We start from the raw sequence: 16162 nt of genomic DNA on the forward strand, positions 1-16162 counted from the left end.
GTTGATAGAAAAAAAGGTAATAGTGAATAATTCACAGGGTCTTCACGCGCGTCCAGCCGCGCTTTTCGTACAGATAGCAAATAAGTACGAGAGCGAAGTCATTGTAAAAAAAGGAAATGACGAAGTGAACGGGAAATCCATAATGGGACTTATGACTCTGGCTGCTGAAAAAGGAAGCACCATACAGCTTAAAATAGATGGCCCTGACGCAAAAGAGGCAATGGAAGAACTTGAAAAGGTAGTATCTGGGGAGACAGCCGTATGATATTAAAAGGTATACCAGCTTCGCCTGGGGTAGCTATTGGGAAGGTATTTTTATTTGACGCGAGGCGTTTCATAGTGTCTGCGCGAAAGATAAAAGAAAGTGATATACCGACTGAGATCGTGCGTTTTGAAGAAGCGCTTATCAAGACTCGCACAGAGATAGTGGATATACAGAAAAAAATAACAAAGGAGATGGGCACGCATCATGCAGAGATCTTCAATGCTCATCTATTGGTTCTCGAGGACAGGATGCTTATCGAAGAGGTAATAGATCGCTTGAAGAAGGAACATAAATGCGTTGAACATGTGTTCAGCAATGTCCTGGATAAGTATATAAAGGTCTTTGCCAAGATGAATGATGAATATCTAAGGGAGCGGATCAGCGACATAGATGATGTTGGCAAGAGGATCCTGAAAAATCTATTGGGCGCAAAAGAAAAGTCATTAAGCGATTTAAAAGAAAAGGTTATTGTGGTGGCATATGATCTTTCGCCTTCAGACACCGCGACCATGCATAAGAAAAATGTGATGGGGTTTGTCACTGACATAGGCGGCCGCACTTCACATACAGCCATTATGGCAAAGTCCCTGGAGATACCAGCCGTGGTGGGATTAGAGAAGGCCACAGCCAAGATGAATTCCGGAGATGTGCTTATCGTTGATGGTACAGAAGGTATTGTGATAATCAATCCGGACAAAGCCGCGCTTAAAAAATACCAGACTCGGCGGTCCCAGTTTGTAAAATTTGAAAAGGGCCTTATTAATTTAAAAGACGAACCTGCCCAGACGCTTGATGGGCATCGTGTTGAGATGTCAGCGAATATCGAAATGCCTGAAGAGATAGATTCTGTTATCTCGCATGGCGCAGAAGGTATAGGCCTTTATCGCACAGAATATTTATATATGAATAGAAAGGGCTTGCCTAGCGAGGATGAACAATTTGAGGCATATAAAAAGGTCGTAACAAAACTTTCCGGTTCTTCTGTTATAATGCGTACCCTGGATCTCGGAGGTGATAAGTTTTTATCACAGCTTGATGTGCCGCATGAGATGAATCCGTTTTTGGGATGGCGTGCCATAAGATTTTGTCTCGCGCAGCCAAAGATATTTAAGGCACAGTTGAGGGCAATATTGCGGGCCAGCGCTTTTGGGAATATCAAACTTATGTTTCCGATGATCTCTGGTGTCGAAGAGCTAAGGCAGGCGATCGAGGTATTGAACGAGGCAAAACAGGAATTGCGCGCCAAAAAGATAAAGTTCGATAAAGACGTTGAGATCGGCGCGATGATAGAAATACCTTCTGCCGCGATTACATGCGATTTACTGGCAAAAGAAGTGGATTTTTTCAGCATAGGCACAAATGATCTTATACAGTATTCGCTCGCAGTAGACAGGGTGAATGAAAAGATAGCCTACCTTTACAAACCAACGCATCCCGCAGTACTCAGATTGATAAAAAATATAATCGATGCAGGGCATAAGAATAAGATATGGGTGGGGATGTGCGGAGAAATGGCAGGAGAACCTGCATTCGGGCTTTTATTGTTAGGCCTTGGATTGGATGAATTCAGTATGAGCGCCGCGGCTATTCCAGAGATGAAATATATAATAAGGAATGTTAAGTTTAAGGATGCCCAGGCCGTGGCTGAAGAGGCATTGACTTTGCCAACAGGGAAAGAGGTGGAGGAGTTTACAAACAAGAAATTAGACGAATTTATCCCAGCCCTGAAAAAGATGAGGAGAAATATTAAATGACCCAGATGAATAATTTAGACAACCGTGAATTAGTGGCTAAGCTGGATACATCAAATATGCTGAAGCTTATTTCAGGACTTCCTGAACAATGTAAAGAGGCTTACGAAATAGGAAGAGAGTCTAAGGTATCAAAACCAAAAAACCAGATTAACAATATAGTTTTTGCGGGATTGGGCGGCTCTGCTATAGGCGCGGATATTGTGAGGATTTATTTGCAAAATGAGCTTGAGCTTCCTGTAGTCGTCTCTCGCAACTACACGCTGCCTAATTTTGTAGGAAAGAATACGCTCTTATTTTGCGCGAGTTATTCCGGCAATACAGAAGAGACGCTTTCTTCTTTTGAAGATGGCCTTAAAAGAGGTGCCAATATAATTACAATGGGCTCAGGAGGCAAGCTGAAAGAGCTGTCTTCTAAAAACGGCTTTAGTCATGTTACAATTCCCTCTGGTTTTCCTCCAAGGACAGCAGTCGGTTACATGTCTATTTCTGTAATAGCTATTCTGGAAAAGCTGGGGCTTATAGGAGATAAGAAAAAGGAAATCGAGGCTGTTTTTTTCGCGCTTAATAATTTAAGGGATAAAGAGATAGGCATTGATGTTCAAACAGAGAAAAACATATCCAAAAAGCTCGCGCTAAAACTTCTTGGAAAATATTGTATAGTATACGGTACCAGTGATGTCACTGAGGCCGTGAGCGTCAGGTGGAGAGGGCAGATCGCGGAGAATTCAAAGGCCCTCTCGTCCAGTCATGTGCTGCCTGAGATGAATCATAATGAGATCGTTGGCTGGAAATTTCCAAAGCACCTTCTAAAGGATTTTAAGGTCATAATCCTACGAGATAAGAAAGATCATGCGAGGACCGGAAAGCGCATAGAAATATCCAAGGCTATTATAAAGGAATCTGGCGCAGAGATCTTTGAATTGGAAAGAGGCGATGATTCCAGTCTCCTGGCGAGGGTAATCTCTCTTATCTATATAGGAGACTTTGTAAGTTTTTATCTCGCTATATTAAATAACATTGATCCCACGCCTGTAAAGAGCGTAGATTATCTGAAGGCAGAATTAGTAAAAGGATAAAATGAAGGCATTGCTCCTCGCAGCTGGATACGCTACACGACTCTATCCACTTACACTGGACAAGCCAAAGCCACTCTTACCTGTGGCTGGCAGGCCTGTTATTGAATTTATTCTTGATATCATCGAACCCTTGAAGGAAGTGGACGAGGTATTTATTGTAACAAATGAAAAATTTCATAAGCATTTTGAAGAATGGAAACAAGGTTTCACTAGCTCTAAAAAGATAACTGTTATTAACGATGGCACCGTATCCAATGACGACAGGCTTGGCGCAACCGGAGATATAGAGTTTGTCATAAGAAAAGAGAACATAAAGGATGATTTATTGGTTCTTGCAGGAGACAATATCTTCAGGACAAGCCTTGCCGAATTCATGGATTTTGCTATTTCCAAGAGGCCATCGATTTCCATAGGGCTATACGATGTCGGGGACTTGACTCTTGCGAAGAAGTACGGTATTGTTACGCTTGATAAAAATAAAAAAGCGATCGAGTTTAAAGAAAAACCAAAGAATCCGAGATCTACGCTTGCCGCAAAGTGTCTTTATTTTTTCCCAAAGGAGAAATTGGGAGTTGTAAAGAAATATCTGGACACTGATGAAAGCAAGGATGCGCCCGGATATTTTCTTGAGTGGCTTTCGAAGAAAGATGCGATATTCGGATATGTCTTTAAGAACGAGAAGTGGTTTGATATAGGCGATCTGAAATCTTATGAAGAGGCGAATGAAACATTTAAGAAGGAGGGGTAAATGCCGGCTGGGAAATATTTTATAACTTCAGAGTCAGTGTCAGAGGGGCATCCGGATAAACTGTGTGACCAGGTATCAGACGCTATACTTGATAATGTCTTGAGACAGGATTCAAGGGGTCGTGTGGCTTGTGAGACATTTGTAACAATGGGACTTATCATAGTAGGCGGCGAGATTACGACTACCGCATACGTGGACGTTATAAATATAGCCAGGAATGTGGTAAAGAACATAGGTTATACGCATCCTAGGTATGGGCTTGATTGCCAGACCTGCGCTATTTTAAATGCGATTCATTCTCAGTCTCCTGATATCGCACAGGGAGTTGACGCGGGCGGTGCAGGTGACCAGGGCCTGATGTTTGGGTATGCCTGTGAAGAGACTCCTGAACTTATGCCTTTGCCCATAATGCTTGCCCATAAGCTCGTAAAGAGAATGGCTGATCTGAGGAAAGGTGGGATCTTGAAATATTTAGGCCCTGACAGCAAGTCGCAGGTGACAGTCGAATATAAAAATGGAGCGCCAAAGAGGATCAATTCTGTTGTGCTTGCATCACAGCATACTGAAGAGATCCTTGATAAGACAGGTAAGAATATAACGGAAAAAGCAAGAAAAGAGCTGATACAGAAGATCGCAAAGCCTATCGTTGGAAAGCTGGCTGACAGCAAAACAGAGTATTATGTCAATCAGACAGGGAAATTCCTGATCGGCGGCCCTCAGTCAGATACAGGCATGACTGGCAGAAAGATAGTCGTTGATACATACGGAGGCGTGGTATCGCACGGAGGAGGCGCTTTTTCAGGAAAGGATCCCAGCAAGGTCGATCGCTCTGCTGCTTACATGGCCAGATATGTTGCCAAGAATATTGTAGCGGCAGGTATTGCAAAGCAGTGCACCATACAGCTTGCCTATGTAATAGGTAAGGCAGAGCCGTTAGGACTTTTGGTGGACACTGCTGGCACAGGGAAGATCTCAGAAGAGAAAATAGTAGGTTTAATACGCGAGCATTTTGATTTGACTCCGAGAGGGATAATAACAGAGTTGGATCTATTAAAGCCGATTTACAATAAAACAGCTGCGTATGGCCATTTCGGAAGGGAAGGCGAGGGCTTTACGTGGGAAAGATGTGACAAGGTAAAACTTTTAAAGAAAGCAGCGCGTATCAAGTAAGGAGTGTAATAATGTCCAAGGATTATAAAATAAAAGACATCAGTCTTGCTGATTTTGGAAGAAAAGAAATAGAGATCGCAGAACATGAGATGCCAGGGCTTATGGCTGTAAGGAAAAAGTACGCAAAAAGCAGGCCTTTATCTGGTGTCAGGATAATGGGTTCGCTGCATATGACTATCCAGACAGCAGTGCTTATAGAAACACTTGTCAAGCTCGGGGCTAAGGTCAGATGGGCGAGTTGTAATATATTTTCCACGCAGGACCATGCTGCAGCAGCTATTGCAAAGACTGGCGTTCCAGTATTTGCGTGGAAGGGCGAGACGCTTGAAGATTTTTGGTGGTGCACGGAACAGGCCCTTACCTTTCCCGGAGGCAAAGGCCCGCAGCTTGTTGTAGATGATGGAGGGGACGCGACTTTAATGATACATCTTGGAGTCGCTGCTGAGAAAAATTCAAAAGCACTCGATAAAAAACCAGGCGGAGAAGACGAGGCAGAACTTATAAAGTTATTAAAGAAGGACTTGAAAAAGGATCCAAATAAATGGAGTAAAATAGCCAAGGAATGGAAAGGTGTTTCAGAAGAGACTACTACTGGAGTCAATCGCCTTTATCAGATGATGAAAAAGAAAGAGCTTCTTGTCCCCGCGATCAATGTAAATGATTCAGTCACCAAGTCAAAATTTGACAATCTGTATGGCTGTAGAGAGTCCCTCGTAGACGGCATCAAAAGGGCGACTGATGTCATGGTGGCAGGTAAAGTAGCTATTGTGTGCGGTTATGGTGATGTGGGAAAAGGTTCTGCCCATTCTTTGGTAGGGCTTGGCGCAAGGATTATCGTGACTGAGATAGACCCTATTTGCGCTTTGCAGGCAGCTATGGAGGGTTTTGAAGTAGCTACCTTGGAGGACACCTTGGGCATCGGAGATATATACGTGACAGCTACTGGAAATAAAGATGTCATCAGGATCGAACATATGAAAAAGATGAAGGACCAGGCCATTGTATGCAACATAGGGCATTTTGACAATGAGATACAGGTTGCAGCCCTTGAAAAATACCCTGGGGTTAAAAAAATAAATATTAAACCACAGGTAGATAAATATGTCTTTCCTGGCGGCAAAGAGCTCTATTTATTAGCAGAGGGGCGGCTGGTCAATCTTGGCTGCGCTACAGGGCATCCTTCATTTGTCATGTCCAATTCTTTTACAAATCAGGTCCTTGCCCAATTAGATCTATGGAAAAATAAAGACAAATACAAAAAGATAGTTTATAGGTTATCTAAGTATCTTGACGAGGAAGTGGCAAGGATGCATCTGGATAAGATCGGCGTGAGACTTACAAAACTTTCCAAAGACCAGGCTGGTTATATAGGTGTGCCTGTAGAAGGACCTTATAAGCCAGACCATTACCGGTATTAGTTTCTAATCAGCGTAATCCCAATAAAACCAAATAGGATATTAGCCAGGTGGGCCGAGAGGATGGGCGGTATGATTCCGCCTTTTCCAAGGGCGATGCATGTTGCCATAAAAGCGTAATATATAAATCCGATCACAATACCCATCGCCATTCCTATAATAGCGGCGGTCTTGCCCCTCTGTTTTATCTTTATCGCGAATGCCGCTCCTAAAAGGATGATTACCAGGCTTGTGAAAGGAAGACTGATTTTTTGATGTAGATCCACGCGTAGTCTTTTTATGATCTCAGGCGAGGTATTCGAGAAGTTATTTATATAATTCGATAGATCCCTGAAATTCATCAATTCGTAGTCCGTGCCCTTTGATATGAGTTCTTTAGGGCTTTCCATGCGGATGTCTTTATTTTCAAAAAAGAGGGGGTTACCTTTTACCATACCTTTCTCATTGAGTTGATATATAAGTATATTTGAAAATTTCCACACTCCCCCTAGCCATTTTCCTTCGCTGGCATTTATCTTTCCTGCTATGTTACCATTTTTATCCTGCTCCAGTATTGTAATGCCATTTGCGGTTTTTGATAGGCTATCATAGCTTTCTATAAATATGAGCCTGTCACCCTTGCCGTAGAGGGCGATGTTATTGATTCGTTTAGCCCGTTGCCCGTTTGCCCGTTGGCCCGTTGGCCTATTTTTTTCGATGTAGTTTTCCTTTATGATTCTTGCATTTTTCGTGCTTAGAGGTAAGATCTTTTCTGAAATCGCGAATATGGAGATCGAAATGACCAGTCCTAAGAGTATAAAAGGTACGAGTATCCTGAATATATTTATACCTGCGGCGCGCATGGCTGTTATTTCATCATATTTATTCATCGCGCTTATGACGTAGATGGTCGAGATAAGGCTGGTTATCGGGGCTGTATTTATAACGATAAACGGTATCATGGAAAAATAATATTCCTGCAGTATCAATATCGGGACAGTGTGTTTTAGTATCTCGTCAAGATGCCCGAATAAGTCTATTATTATGTATAGAAAGATAAACAAGGTCAGACAATAAAAGAAGGGATATAGGAAATTTTTTGTTATATATTTATCAAGTATTCTCATAGTTTATTATACAGTTTTCTTAAACAGCACGCCGCCTATGATCGCAAGTATTATATTTGGCATATACATATATAATGCAATAGTCTGGCCGCCTTTTAGAGAGAGGGCCATTCCACCCGCCATTAATACATAATATGTCACAATTACAGCCAGTGCTATTGCGAACTGCACTGTCTTTTCACCTCGTTTCGTAAATATGCCAAGAGAGATCCCGATTATAATAAATATTAGACTGGCAAAGGATATAGAGATCTTTCTGTGAAACTCCGCTATCAGGGCAGGCGCGTCTATATGATGACGGCCGAGTTTTTTTAACTCTTCTTTTATTTCATGGAAGTTCATCTCTTTTGGTTTTTTCTGCACGTAGTGTCCCTGGGGGACCGTCTTGTCTATGTTCATGGTGAGATAGTATGTCTTGAAATTCAATTTATAGAAGTGCATCGGATTTTTTGGATTGGGCTCGTCGCTTGTGCCGTTGGTGAGCTTTAGTTTTATCGCATTTTGATTCTCGAGGGTGATGAATTCGCCCTTCTTGGCTATTATGGTCCTTGTCGGGCGGTCTTTCTGGATCTGGTATATGCGGATTTCCTTTAATCTGTTTTCGTCTATCTCGTTTATGAATATGATATAGCCCTTGAAACTCTTTATGAATACACCTGCCTCAAGATACGCTATAGGGTTTTTTACGCCTATATTTTTTACGATCTTGCGGGATGCGAAATGCGCCTCTGGCAAGATCCTGTCGTTGAGTATAATAGAAAAAAGGCTAAGTACGATCCCAGCTATGATCAAAGGTACTGTGAGTCTTGAGATATTGATCCCCTGCGCGCGCATGGCAGTTATCTCATTGTCAGAAGAAAGTCTCCCAAAGGTAAGCAAGGTCGCGCTCAGGGCAGACATGGGTATGGTATAGCTCAGGAGGAACGGCACCATGAATAGAAAGAGTTTACCGACAAGCGCGATATCCACACCTTTATTGATGACCAGATCAGCAAGCTTTATCATATTTCCTGTAACCAATGCGAAGGTGAAAACAAGGAGGGAGAACAGGAACATGAGAAAGATGTCTTTTAACAGATACTTACATAAGATTTTCATATTGCTTTGTCTCCGCGTGCCAGCGTTATGATCTCCACCTGACGCGAGCCTGCTTCTTTAAGGATCCTTGCGCATTCATTTACAGTGCTGCCTGTTGTAAAGAGGTCATCTACGAGCAGCATATTCTTATCTTTGATGTGAGTGATTTTATTTTTCTGCAGTGAGAAACTCTTTTTTATATTTTTTATTCTCTCGTTCCTGGGGAGACTGCTCTGGGGCGGGGTATTTATAGTTTTTTTAAGGACCCCATCAGAATATTGCACATGCATGATCTTTGCTATATTTTCCGCCAGTACGCGAGAAGGATTTATTTCTCTCTTGAAGAGTCTGGAGCGATGCATGGGCACAGAGAGCACCAGATCAAGATCTTTGGCCATACCATGTTCTTTCATAAAGTCTATTGTCGATCTAGTGAATTCCTTTACAGGGGAGGTGATTTTTTTATATTTAAAATCATGCACCAGTTTTTTGATCGCTCCGTCGTAATGGAATACCGAGAGGGCCTTGTCAAAATACAAGGTATCTTCCTTGCAGTCATTGCATAGCTCTTTCATCTCTGGTCCGCCTGAGAGCTTTTTGCCGCATTTTACGCAGAAAGGAGGCAGTCTTTTTTTTATCTTTTTCATGCAGCTAGCGCATATATTCTCATCAGGAGGCCTGGTCTTTTCACCGCACACCTGACAAGACGAAGGAAAGAAAAGATTTATAATACTAGAAATCATATAGCATAAATATAGCATACAAGGGAATTAAAGTCAAAATGTCTTAACAAATCCTTACTTTTGTGCTATATTGATTTGGGTATGGATGATAATACAGAGAGAAAGATAAAGGATCTGGAGGAGTGGAATAAGGAGCGTGGCAGGATAAAGCCTGTTATTGACAGAGCTGTGGATTGTCATAATAAGGCCAGGGTCGAGGCGCGCTGGAAGAATTATGAGACAGCCACAGGCCTATACAAGGAAGCTATCAAACATTACAAGGATGCGATAACCCTTAATCCGAAATATTACCTTCAGGATCTTATGGACAGGGTTGATCATGTTATAGAGGAGTACATGAATAATGCCTTTAGGTTGAAGACAGTAAGGGATAAATTAAAGAGCGAAAGAGGCATAAAGGAATTCGTGAGTTTTATTGACAGCTTAAAAGAGAGGGAACGCGGGTATATAAATACATATGATCTGGCTGATGCGTATTTGCGCATAGCTAATCTATATTATGATGAAGAGAAGTTTGAAAAGGCATACGAGTTTTTTAATAAAGTAATCGATGCAAATTGCGAACGATCTTTTATAAATCGGGAAAGCTATTTTAAAATAGGAAAGATCTATTTCGAGGATGATAAGTTTAAGGAAGCGCTTATGAGTTTTGTTTCAGTTTTATCTTTTGATAGGGAGAACGGAGAGGTCATAGATTATGTAGACAGATGCCTCAAAGAGTTAAAGATATCAACGGAATACAAGGAGAAATTTCTTGCGGCAACGCTTAATGAGGCAAAGAAGCTTATTATGGAGGTATTATGATAGAGAGGAGACGGTATCCCAGGTTTGCATTAAAGATAAATGCCAAGTACAGGATGATGGACTCCGAGCAAGTTCTAAGATTCGTCAATGTGAAAAATATCTCTGCGGAAGGTATGTGCTTTGAGTCAGATAAGAAATTAAAACCAGGCACTCATGTAGGATTAGAGGTAGATCTGGGTGACAGAGGTAAGCCTGTCTCTCTTACTGGAGAGATACTCTGGGTTATGGATATCAAAGGGCTCAGGGGCGGAGAGAAGAAATTTATGAATGGAATAAAATTAGTTGATATCTCCAGTTCAGACGAGGGCAGATTTTTGAAATATTATTGCGGCAGGATGGTTGAAAAGCTTTCAGGGTATTTAAAGATGTGACTATGAAGAAAAAGAGCAAATTAAACCATATTGTGTCAGAGTTATTAGAACATCTGCCGTATTCTGTCTTTGGTGTTACTGTAGGGATAATTATCCTGGGGCTTCTGACATTTGTCGCGATAAGTTTAAATACGAAACACCTGCTGCCAAATGCGGCAGAAGAACTTTTTCATGTATTTCACCCGATTCACATCCTTTTAAGCGCTATTGTAACAACAGCAATGTTTTGGAAGCATGAGAGGCGTTTTTTAAAGGCGTTTCTGGTAGGCCTTATTGGTTCTATTGTCATCTGTGGTGTCAGCGATATATTGCTTCCGTATCTTGGCGGTAAGCTGTTTGGCCGCCAGATGTTTCTGCACCTTTGCATTTTAGAACACCCGGGCATTATCATCCCTTTTGCTTTTATAGGGGTACTCTTTGGTTTTCTCGTGCCTTCCACGATCGAGAAGAGCACAGAGTTTTCCCACTCGATGCACGTCCTTGTAAGCAGCATGGCATCTATCCTTTATCTCATTTCATTCGGCATTACAGACTGGATCCATATGATAGGCGGGATCTTTTTAATAACCATAGTCGCTGTAATGCTGCCCTGTTGTCTAAGTGATATTGTATTCCCATTGAGCTTCGTAGACACTAAAGGAGGCAATTAATGCAACAGTCGACTCACCATGTGACGGCCCGCGAAGATCGCATTTCTATTTTTCAAAAAGTCATATACAGTATAGGAGGCCTCGTTAATAATATTCAGGCCGCCGCCCTTGGATCCATGGTCATTGTTTTGAACCTCGGATTAGGCTTGAATCCCGCTTTAGTCGGTCTTATCGGGGCCATTCCCCGTCTTGTCGATGCCATATCAGATCCTCTTATTGGTTACAGTTCAGATAATACCAGAACCCGCTATGGACGCCGCAGGCCTTTTATATTCTTTGGGGCTCTTTCTGCGGGACTTTTATTCGCAGCGATGTTCCAGCTATATAAGGGACATAGCGACAATTTCTATTTCTGGTATTTCTTAGGGTTCCAGATCCTGTTTTTCATCGGATTTACCTGTTATTCGATTCCCTGGATCGCGCTAGGGTATGAAATGACACCCGATTATCATGAGCGGACACGACTGCAGGGGGCCAGCAACTTTATCGCTCAATTTGCCTGGGTGATCGCTCCCTGGTTTTTCAAGATCATGAGCAACAAGAATATGTTTACAGATATTGTCCATGGAGCACGGACCCTCGGATTTATCATCGGTGGTTTTATCATAGTTGGTGGCATACTTCCGGCTATTTTCAACAAAGAGCGATTCGGCAACTTAGCGAAACCTGAAAAAGGCAAGGGTCTTCTGAATAAACTGAAAGATTTCTTCAAAGGTTTCGCGATTACTTTGAAATGTCGTCCATTTGTCAAACTTTGCGCAGCGACATTCTTGATCTTCAACGGATTCATGCTCGCTTCCGCCTTCTCAGCCTATGTTATTTTCTTCTACGTTTATGGCGGCGATTATTCAAAAGGCGGGACATTGCTCGGTTGGTTTGGATCGATCAGTTCCGTTTGTACTTTTTGCGTCATCTTCTTGACCACATGGATCTCCACAAAGATCGGAAAGCGAAAGACCTTTTTAATCACCATTTCCCTTTCGATCATCGGTTACGCTTTGAAATGGATAGGGTATAATCCAGATCAGCCATATTTACTGCTGATCGCTGCTCCATTCATAGCGTTTGGCCTGGGATCTCTCTTCACGCTGACCGGTTCCATGGTAGCTGATGTTTGTGACCTTGACGAACTCCAGACCGGCACACGCAGAGAAGGTATGTTTAGCGCTATTTACTGGTGGATGGTAAAACTAGGATTAGCAGTTGCATCGCTTCTTTCCGGAATCCTCCTCAACGCGACTGGTTTCGATGTTGCGTTAGGCGCTAACCAAACAGTCAAAACTTTATTGTGGATGAGGATCTGTGATATCGGCATTCCGATTATAGCCTCTATTGCTGCTATTTTTATTATTATGACCTTTAAGATCTCAGAAGCTAAGGCATATGACATTCGTGAACAGGTCGAAAGACGAAGAAAAGAAAGACGAGGAGAACAAAGACGAGGAGAAGAAAGACGAAGAGAAGCGTAATATAGACAGCTTGTGCCGTTTAAAACCTCGTACCAAGGGACAAGTGACAAGCAACAAGGGACAAGGAGTATCTAAGCCCCCTTGTCTCTTGTCCCCTGTCCCTTGTCACTAAAGTATCAACATCGTATAGCCATATCCTGCTATAATATTCCATTATGACCAAGAAAAGAATCTGCATCCGCACTTTTGGCTGTCACTTCGACTCGCTTCTCGCACTTTGTGCTCGGCGCTCGCTCAGGATTAACCAAAAGCTTCGAAGAAAGGAATAAGCCTTTATGAATAAAAAATTCTATCTTCGAACTTTTGGTTGTCAGATGAATGAGCATGATTCTGGGAGGGTAAGGGATTTGCTTTTGCAGGAGGGGTATTTTCTTAGCAAAGATCTGGAAGAGGCAGATGTCTTACTTTTCAATACATGCAGTGTTCGTAAGCATGCTGAGGATAGGGTGTTTGGGAGAGTGGGTTCTCTTGAAAAGCGGCCTGGTGTGGTTTTTGGAATCATAGGCTGCATGGCAGAGGCGCAAAAGGATTTGATATTTAGAAAACTTCCGCATGTGGATTTTATATGCGGGCCAGCTGATTTAGATAGGATCCCAGGGATTATAAAGAGGGTAAGATCTGGTGCTGGACATATTATTTGTATCGGAGGCCATAGCGCTAAAAAGATCCCGGATTTTCCTAAGGAAAGAGGCGTGGGTAAAAATGCGCATGTTAAGATAATGGAAGGTTGCGCTAATTTTTGCTCATACTGTATTGTCCCTTATGTAAGAGGCCCTGAGAGAAGCAGGCCTTCAGTGGAAATTTTAGAAGAGATAGAGGGGCTTGCAGGTAAAGGTGTTGAGAAGATCACTCTCCTGGGGCAAAATGTCAATTCTTACGGAAGAGGGTTAAAGGAGAAGATTAGTTTTTCAGGACTTTTGAGAAAGATAGACGAGCTTGCTAACAGGAATAGTAGGCCAGGTTTAAACCCGGCCTACAGTTGCAAGTCAAAGAGCAGCATAAGGATAGATTTTATGACTTCTCATCCTAAAGACGCGGGAATAGATCTATTTAAGGCAATGGCAGAGACTGAGTCTCTTTCAAAACAGCTGCACCTGCCTTTACAGTCTGGGTCGAACAAGATCCTGAAGAGAATGAACAGGGGTTACACTGTTGAGCGATACAAGAAGCTCATAAAGGATTTTAGACGAATAGTTAAAGATGGAAAGATTGCCTCGGATTTCATAGTAGGTTTTCCAGGAGAGACAAGAAAGGATTTTAATGATACGCTAAAGGCAATCAAAGAGATCCGCTTCTGCAATGCTTATATATTTAAATATTCGCCAAGGCCTTTTACAAAGGCCGGAAAGTTCAAGGATAATGTCTTAAAAGAGGAAAAAGAAAGACGTCACGCCTTGCTTTTGGAGACACAAAAGAAGATTTCATTATGCAGGTAATATTTTTAGTAGGACCTACCGCATCAGGTAAGACCAAGGTTTCCCTTAAATTAGCCAAAAAGCTCAACGCAGAGATAGTGTCCTGTGATTCCATGTGCGTATATAAAGGTATGGATATTCTTACTTCTAAGCCGAGTAAGAGCGACAGGCGAAAGGTAAAACATCATCTAATAGATATCATCCCTCCTACTAAAGAATTTAGCGTGTCTGAATATAGAAGATTGGCGATTGCTGCAATAGAAGATATATTTAAGCGCGGCAAGACTCCATTGTTTGTAGGAGGCAGTGGTTTATATGTTAAGGCTATGGTCGACGGGTTATTTACTTCAGCAGGAAAGGACGAGAAATTTAGAAAGGCTCAGTATGTCCTGGCAGGGAAATATGGCAATAAGTATCTTTACAATAAGCTAAAAAAGGTAGATTCAGAGAGGGCTAAGAAGATACACCTGAATGACCTGAGAAGGATAGTAAGGGCGCTGGAGATCTATCGCACTGAGAAGAGGCGGCCATCTGAATTATTGAAGAAGAGAGAAGCGCTGGGTTATTCTTTTAAGATCTTTGGTATAGACAGGCCCCGTGAAGAACTCTATAAAAATATAGACGAACGGGTAGAAGATATGTTCAGGCAGGGCATAGTAAAAGAGGTAAGAAATCTATCTCGCAGGAAATTGAGCCTTACGGCAAAAAAGGCTTTAGGGTATAATGAGGTAATGGGGTATATTAAAGGAGATCTTTCACTTGGCCAAGCAAAGGAGCTTTTAAAGAAGAACACAAGGCATTTTGCCAAGCGCCAACTAACCTGGTTCCGTCCAGACAAGCGCATCCAATGGAAAAGGCTATACTAGTAACAGTTGATTTGAAGAAAGAAAAAGGGTGGTCGGCAGAGGATCGCGCTAACGAGCTCAAAGAGCTTGCGTGTTCGAGTGGCGCGTCTATAGAGGCAGAGATCGTATGTCATAGAGAGAGGCCCACGCCTGATCTATTTATTGGCAAAGGTAAGTTCGAAGAAATAGCTTTGCTTTCAAAGAAGAAGAGCGCGAAATCAGTTATTTTTAATAATGACCTTACGCCTACGCAGCTCAGGAATTTAGAAAAAGGGCTTGATGGCATCAAAGTCATTGACAGGACCCAGCTCATACTTGACATATTTTCCCAGCATGCAAGGAGCATGGAGGGCAAGGTCCAGGTAGAGCTGGCACAGTTACAATATTTATTGCCAAGGCTTACTGGCAAGGGCATTGAGCTTTCAAGGCTTGGCGGTGGTATTGGTACGCGCGGCCCAGGAGAAAAAATACTTGAGCATGACAGGCGAAGGATCGGGGATCGCATTGCAAGGCTAAAGAAAGAATTAAAGGACTTAGAGAAAAGGCGTCATGCCTTACGGAAAAGGCGCAAGGACGCTATGCTTGCCACTGTTTCAATCGTGGGCTATACCAACGCAGGCAAGACCACTCTTTTAAACCACCTCACCAACTCCAGAAAATTAACTGCTGACAAACTTTTTAGCACACTTGATCCTATAGCAAGGAGTTATGTGCTTCCGAATAACCTGAAGATCCTGTTTAGTGATACAGTAGGGTTTTTGTATAAACTTCCGCATCATCTTATAGAGTCGTTCAAGGCTACGCTGGAAGAGGTCAAGGAGGCAGATCTACTGATACACGTGCTTGACTGTTCGAATCCTCGCGTTCAAGAGCTGAATGAGGCAGTGTATAGTGTATTAAAGGAGTTAGGAGCAGAAGGCAAGACTATAATCAATGTGCTCAACAAGGTCGATCTGGTAGAGAATGGGTATCATTTGGACCGCATTAAAAGTAAATTCAGAGACCCAGTATTAGTTTCTGCATTACGTGGGCATGGCATAGAGGATCTCATAAGCGAAATTTCAAATCTCTTGTCAAACCTTGTCACAAAGGTAAAAATCGAGATCCCGAACAATAGGATGGACAAGGTGAATTTGATCTACGAACACGGCAAGGTCCATAAAAGAGAGGACAGGCCTACCTCGGTTTATATAGAAGCCATAATACCTTTAAGACTAAAGAATCAGCTCAAATTTTAGAATAAGATCCTTCGTC

The 16162-nt window shown here is 42.3% G+C and carries 16 protein-coding genes; 13 read left to right on the forward strand and 3 right to left on the reverse strand.

Annotated elements, in window-relative coordinates:
• Position 1: 1 nt before the first annotated feature.
• The 6 genes from P9L93_06395 to ahcY are packed head-to-tail and all read left to right on the forward strand — an operon-like array spanning position 2 to position 6431.
• Positions 2-265, forward strand: coding sequence for an HPr family phosphocarrier protein (locus tag P9L93_06395; protein ID MDP8230710.1), 264 nt, complete (start codon positions 2-4; stop codon positions 263-265).
• Complete coding sequence (gene ptsP, locus P9L93_06400; GenBank protein MDP8230711.1) at positions 265-2019, forward strand: phosphoenolpyruvate--protein phosphotransferase; 1755 nt, start codon at positions 265-267, stop codon at positions 2017-2019. The genes P9L93_06395 and ptsP overlap by 1 nt, the downstream gene beginning before the upstream one ends.
• Positions 2016-3095 carry a bifunctional phosphoglucose/phosphomannose isomerase gene (locus P9L93_06405; GenBank protein MDP8230712.1) on the forward strand — a complete coding sequence of 360 codons (1080 nt, stop codon included), beginning with the start codon at positions 2016-2018 and terminating at the stop codon, positions 3093-3095. The genes ptsP and P9L93_06405 overlap by 4 nt, the downstream gene beginning before the upstream one ends.
• 1 nt (position 3096) lies before the next feature.
• Positions 3097-3843 carry a nucleotidyltransferase family protein gene (locus P9L93_06410; GenBank protein ID MDP8230713.1) on the forward strand — a complete coding sequence of 249 codons (747 nt, stop codon included), beginning with the start codon at positions 3097-3099 and terminating at the stop codon, positions 3841-3843.
• Positions 3844-5013, forward strand: a complete 1170-nt coding sequence (gene metK / locus P9L93_06415) for a methionine adenosyltransferase (GenBank protein MDP8230714.1) — start codon at positions 3844-3846, stop codon at positions 5011-5013. It begins immediately after the preceding gene.
• 11 nt (positions 5014-5024) lie between these two features.
• The gene (gene ahcY, locus P9L93_06420) at positions 5025-6431 is read left to right on the forward strand and encodes an adenosylhomocysteinase (protein ID MDP8230715.1); all 1407 of its coding nucleotides are present in this window, start codon (positions 5025-5027) and stop codon (positions 6429-6431) included.
• Here ahcY and P9L93_06425 read toward each other — a convergent pair.
• Genes P9L93_06425 through P9L93_06435 form a run of 3 tightly spaced genes read right to left on the reverse strand, consistent with a single transcriptional unit; the run spans position 6428 to position 9354 of the window.
• Positions 6428-7534 (reverse strand): LptF/LptG family permease, encoded by a 1107-nt coding sequence (locus P9L93_06425; GenBank protein ID MDP8230716.1) that lies wholly within the window; start codon positions 7532-7534, stop codon positions 6428-6430. The two genes, ahcY and P9L93_06425, sit on opposite strands and share 4 nt — an antisense overlap.
• A 6-nt stretch (positions 7535-7540) precedes the next feature.
• The gene (locus tag P9L93_06430; GenBank protein MDP8230717.1) at positions 7541-8632 is read right to left on the reverse strand and encodes an LptF/LptG family permease; all 1092 of its coding nucleotides are present in this window, start codon (positions 8630-8632) and stop codon (positions 7541-7543) included.
• A complete protein-coding gene (locus tag P9L93_06435) occupies positions 8629-9354 on the reverse strand; it encodes a ComF family protein (protein MDP8230718.1) in 726 nt (241 codons plus the stop codon). Before P9L93_06435 ends, P9L93_06430 begins: the two co-directional genes overlap by 4 nt.
• A gap of 81 nt (positions 9355-9435) precedes the next feature.
• Between P9L93_06435 and P9L93_06440 the strand changes: the two genes are divergently transcribed.
• From P9L93_06440 to hflX, 7 genes are all read left to right on the forward strand, one after another.
• Positions 9436-10158, forward strand: coding sequence for a tetratricopeptide repeat protein (locus P9L93_06440; GenBank protein ID MDP8230719.1), 723 nt, complete (start codon positions 9436-9438; stop codon positions 10156-10158).
• A complete protein-coding gene (locus P9L93_06445) occupies positions 10155-10529 on the forward strand; it encodes a PilZ domain-containing protein (protein MDP8230720.1) in 375 nt (124 codons plus the stop codon). Before P9L93_06440 ends, P9L93_06445 begins: the two co-directional genes overlap by 4 nt.
• Before the next feature lie 2 nt (positions 10530-10531).
• Positions 10532-11179, forward strand: a complete 648-nt coding sequence (locus P9L93_06450; protein ID MDP8230721.1) for a hypothetical protein — start codon at positions 10532-10534, stop codon at positions 11177-11179.
• Entirely contained in the window at positions 11179-12648 is a 1470-nt protein-coding gene (locus P9L93_06455; GenBank protein ID MDP8230722.1) for an MFS transporter, read from the forward strand. Before P9L93_06450 ends, P9L93_06455 begins: the two co-directional genes overlap by 1 nt.
• Positions 12649-12923: 275 nt before the next feature.
• Positions 12924-14084 (forward strand): tRNA (N6-isopentenyl adenosine(37)-C2)-methylthiotransferase MiaB, encoded by a 1161-nt coding sequence (gene miaB, locus P9L93_06460; GenBank protein ID MDP8230723.1) that lies wholly within the window; start codon positions 12924-12926, stop codon positions 14082-14084.
• Entirely contained in the window at positions 14075-14929 is an 855-nt protein-coding gene (gene miaA, locus P9L93_06465; GenBank protein MDP8230724.1) for a tRNA (adenosine(37)-N6)-dimethylallyltransferase MiaA, read from the forward strand. Before miaB ends, miaA begins: the two co-directional genes overlap by 10 nt.
• Positions 14911-16146 carry a GTPase HflX gene (hflX, locus tag P9L93_06470; protein ID MDP8230725.1) on the forward strand — a complete coding sequence of 412 codons (1236 nt, stop codon included), beginning with the start codon at positions 14911-14913 and terminating at the stop codon, positions 16144-16146. The genes miaA and hflX overlap by 19 nt, the downstream gene beginning before the upstream one ends.
• Positions 16147-16162 lie beyond the last annotated feature (16 nt).

The organism is Candidatus Gorgyraea atricola (assembly GCA_030765235.1).
GTDB classification, from domain to species: domain Bacteria; phylum Omnitrophota; class Gorgyraeia; order Gorgyraeales; family Gorgyraeaceae; genus Gorgyraea; species Gorgyraea atricola.

Coding starts and splice junctions, on each gene's coding strand:
- P9L93_06405 (MDP8230712.1), top strand. CDS start 2,016: ATGACCCAGATGAATAATTTAGACAACCGTGAATTAGTGGCTAAGCTG.
- miaB (MDP8230723.1), top strand. CDS start 12,924: ATGAATAAAAAATTCTATCTTCGAACTTTTGGTTGTCAGATGAATGAG.
- P9L93_06445 (MDP8230720.1), top strand. CDS start 10,155: ATGATAGAGAGGAGACGGTATCCCAGGTTTGCATTAAAGATAAATGCC.
- P9L93_06450 (MDP8230721.1), top strand. CDS start 10,532: ATGAAGAAAAAGAGCAAATTAAACCATATTGTGTCAGAGTTATTAGAA.
- P9L93_06440 (MDP8230719.1), top strand. CDS start 9,436: ATGGATGATAATACAGAGAGAAAGATAAAGGATCTGGAGGAGTGGAAT.
- P9L93_06410 (MDP8230713.1), top strand. CDS start 3,097: ATGAAGGCATTGCTCCTCGCAGCTGGATACGCTACACGACTCTATCCA.
- metK (MDP8230714.1), top strand. CDS start 3,844: ATGCCGGCTGGGAAATATTTTATAACTTCAGAGTCAGTGTCAGAGGGG.
- hflX (MDP8230725.1), top strand. CDS start 14,911: ATGGAAAAGGCTATACTAGTAACAGTTGATTTGAAGAAAGAAAAAGGG.
- P9L93_06430 (MDP8230717.1), bottom strand. CDS start 8,632: ATGAAAATCTTATGTAAGTATCTGTTAAAAGACATCTTTCTCATGTTC.
- P9L93_06435 (MDP8230718.1), bottom strand. CDS start 9,354: ATGATTTCTAGTATTATAAATCTTTTCTTTCCTTCGTCTTGTCAGGTG.
- P9L93_06425 (MDP8230716.1), bottom strand. CDS start 7,534: ATGAGAATACTTGATAAATATATAACAAAAAATTTCCTATATCCCTTC.
- P9L93_06455 (MDP8230722.1), top strand. CDS start 11,179: ATGCAACAGTCGACTCACCATGTGACGGCCCGCGAAGATCGCATTTCT.
- miaA (MDP8230724.1), top strand. CDS start 14,075: ATGCAGGTAATATTTTTAGTAGGACCTACCGCATCAGGTAAGACCAAG.
- ahcY (MDP8230715.1), top strand. CDS start 5,025: ATGTCCAAGGATTATAAAATAAAAGACATCAGTCTTGCTGATTTTGGA.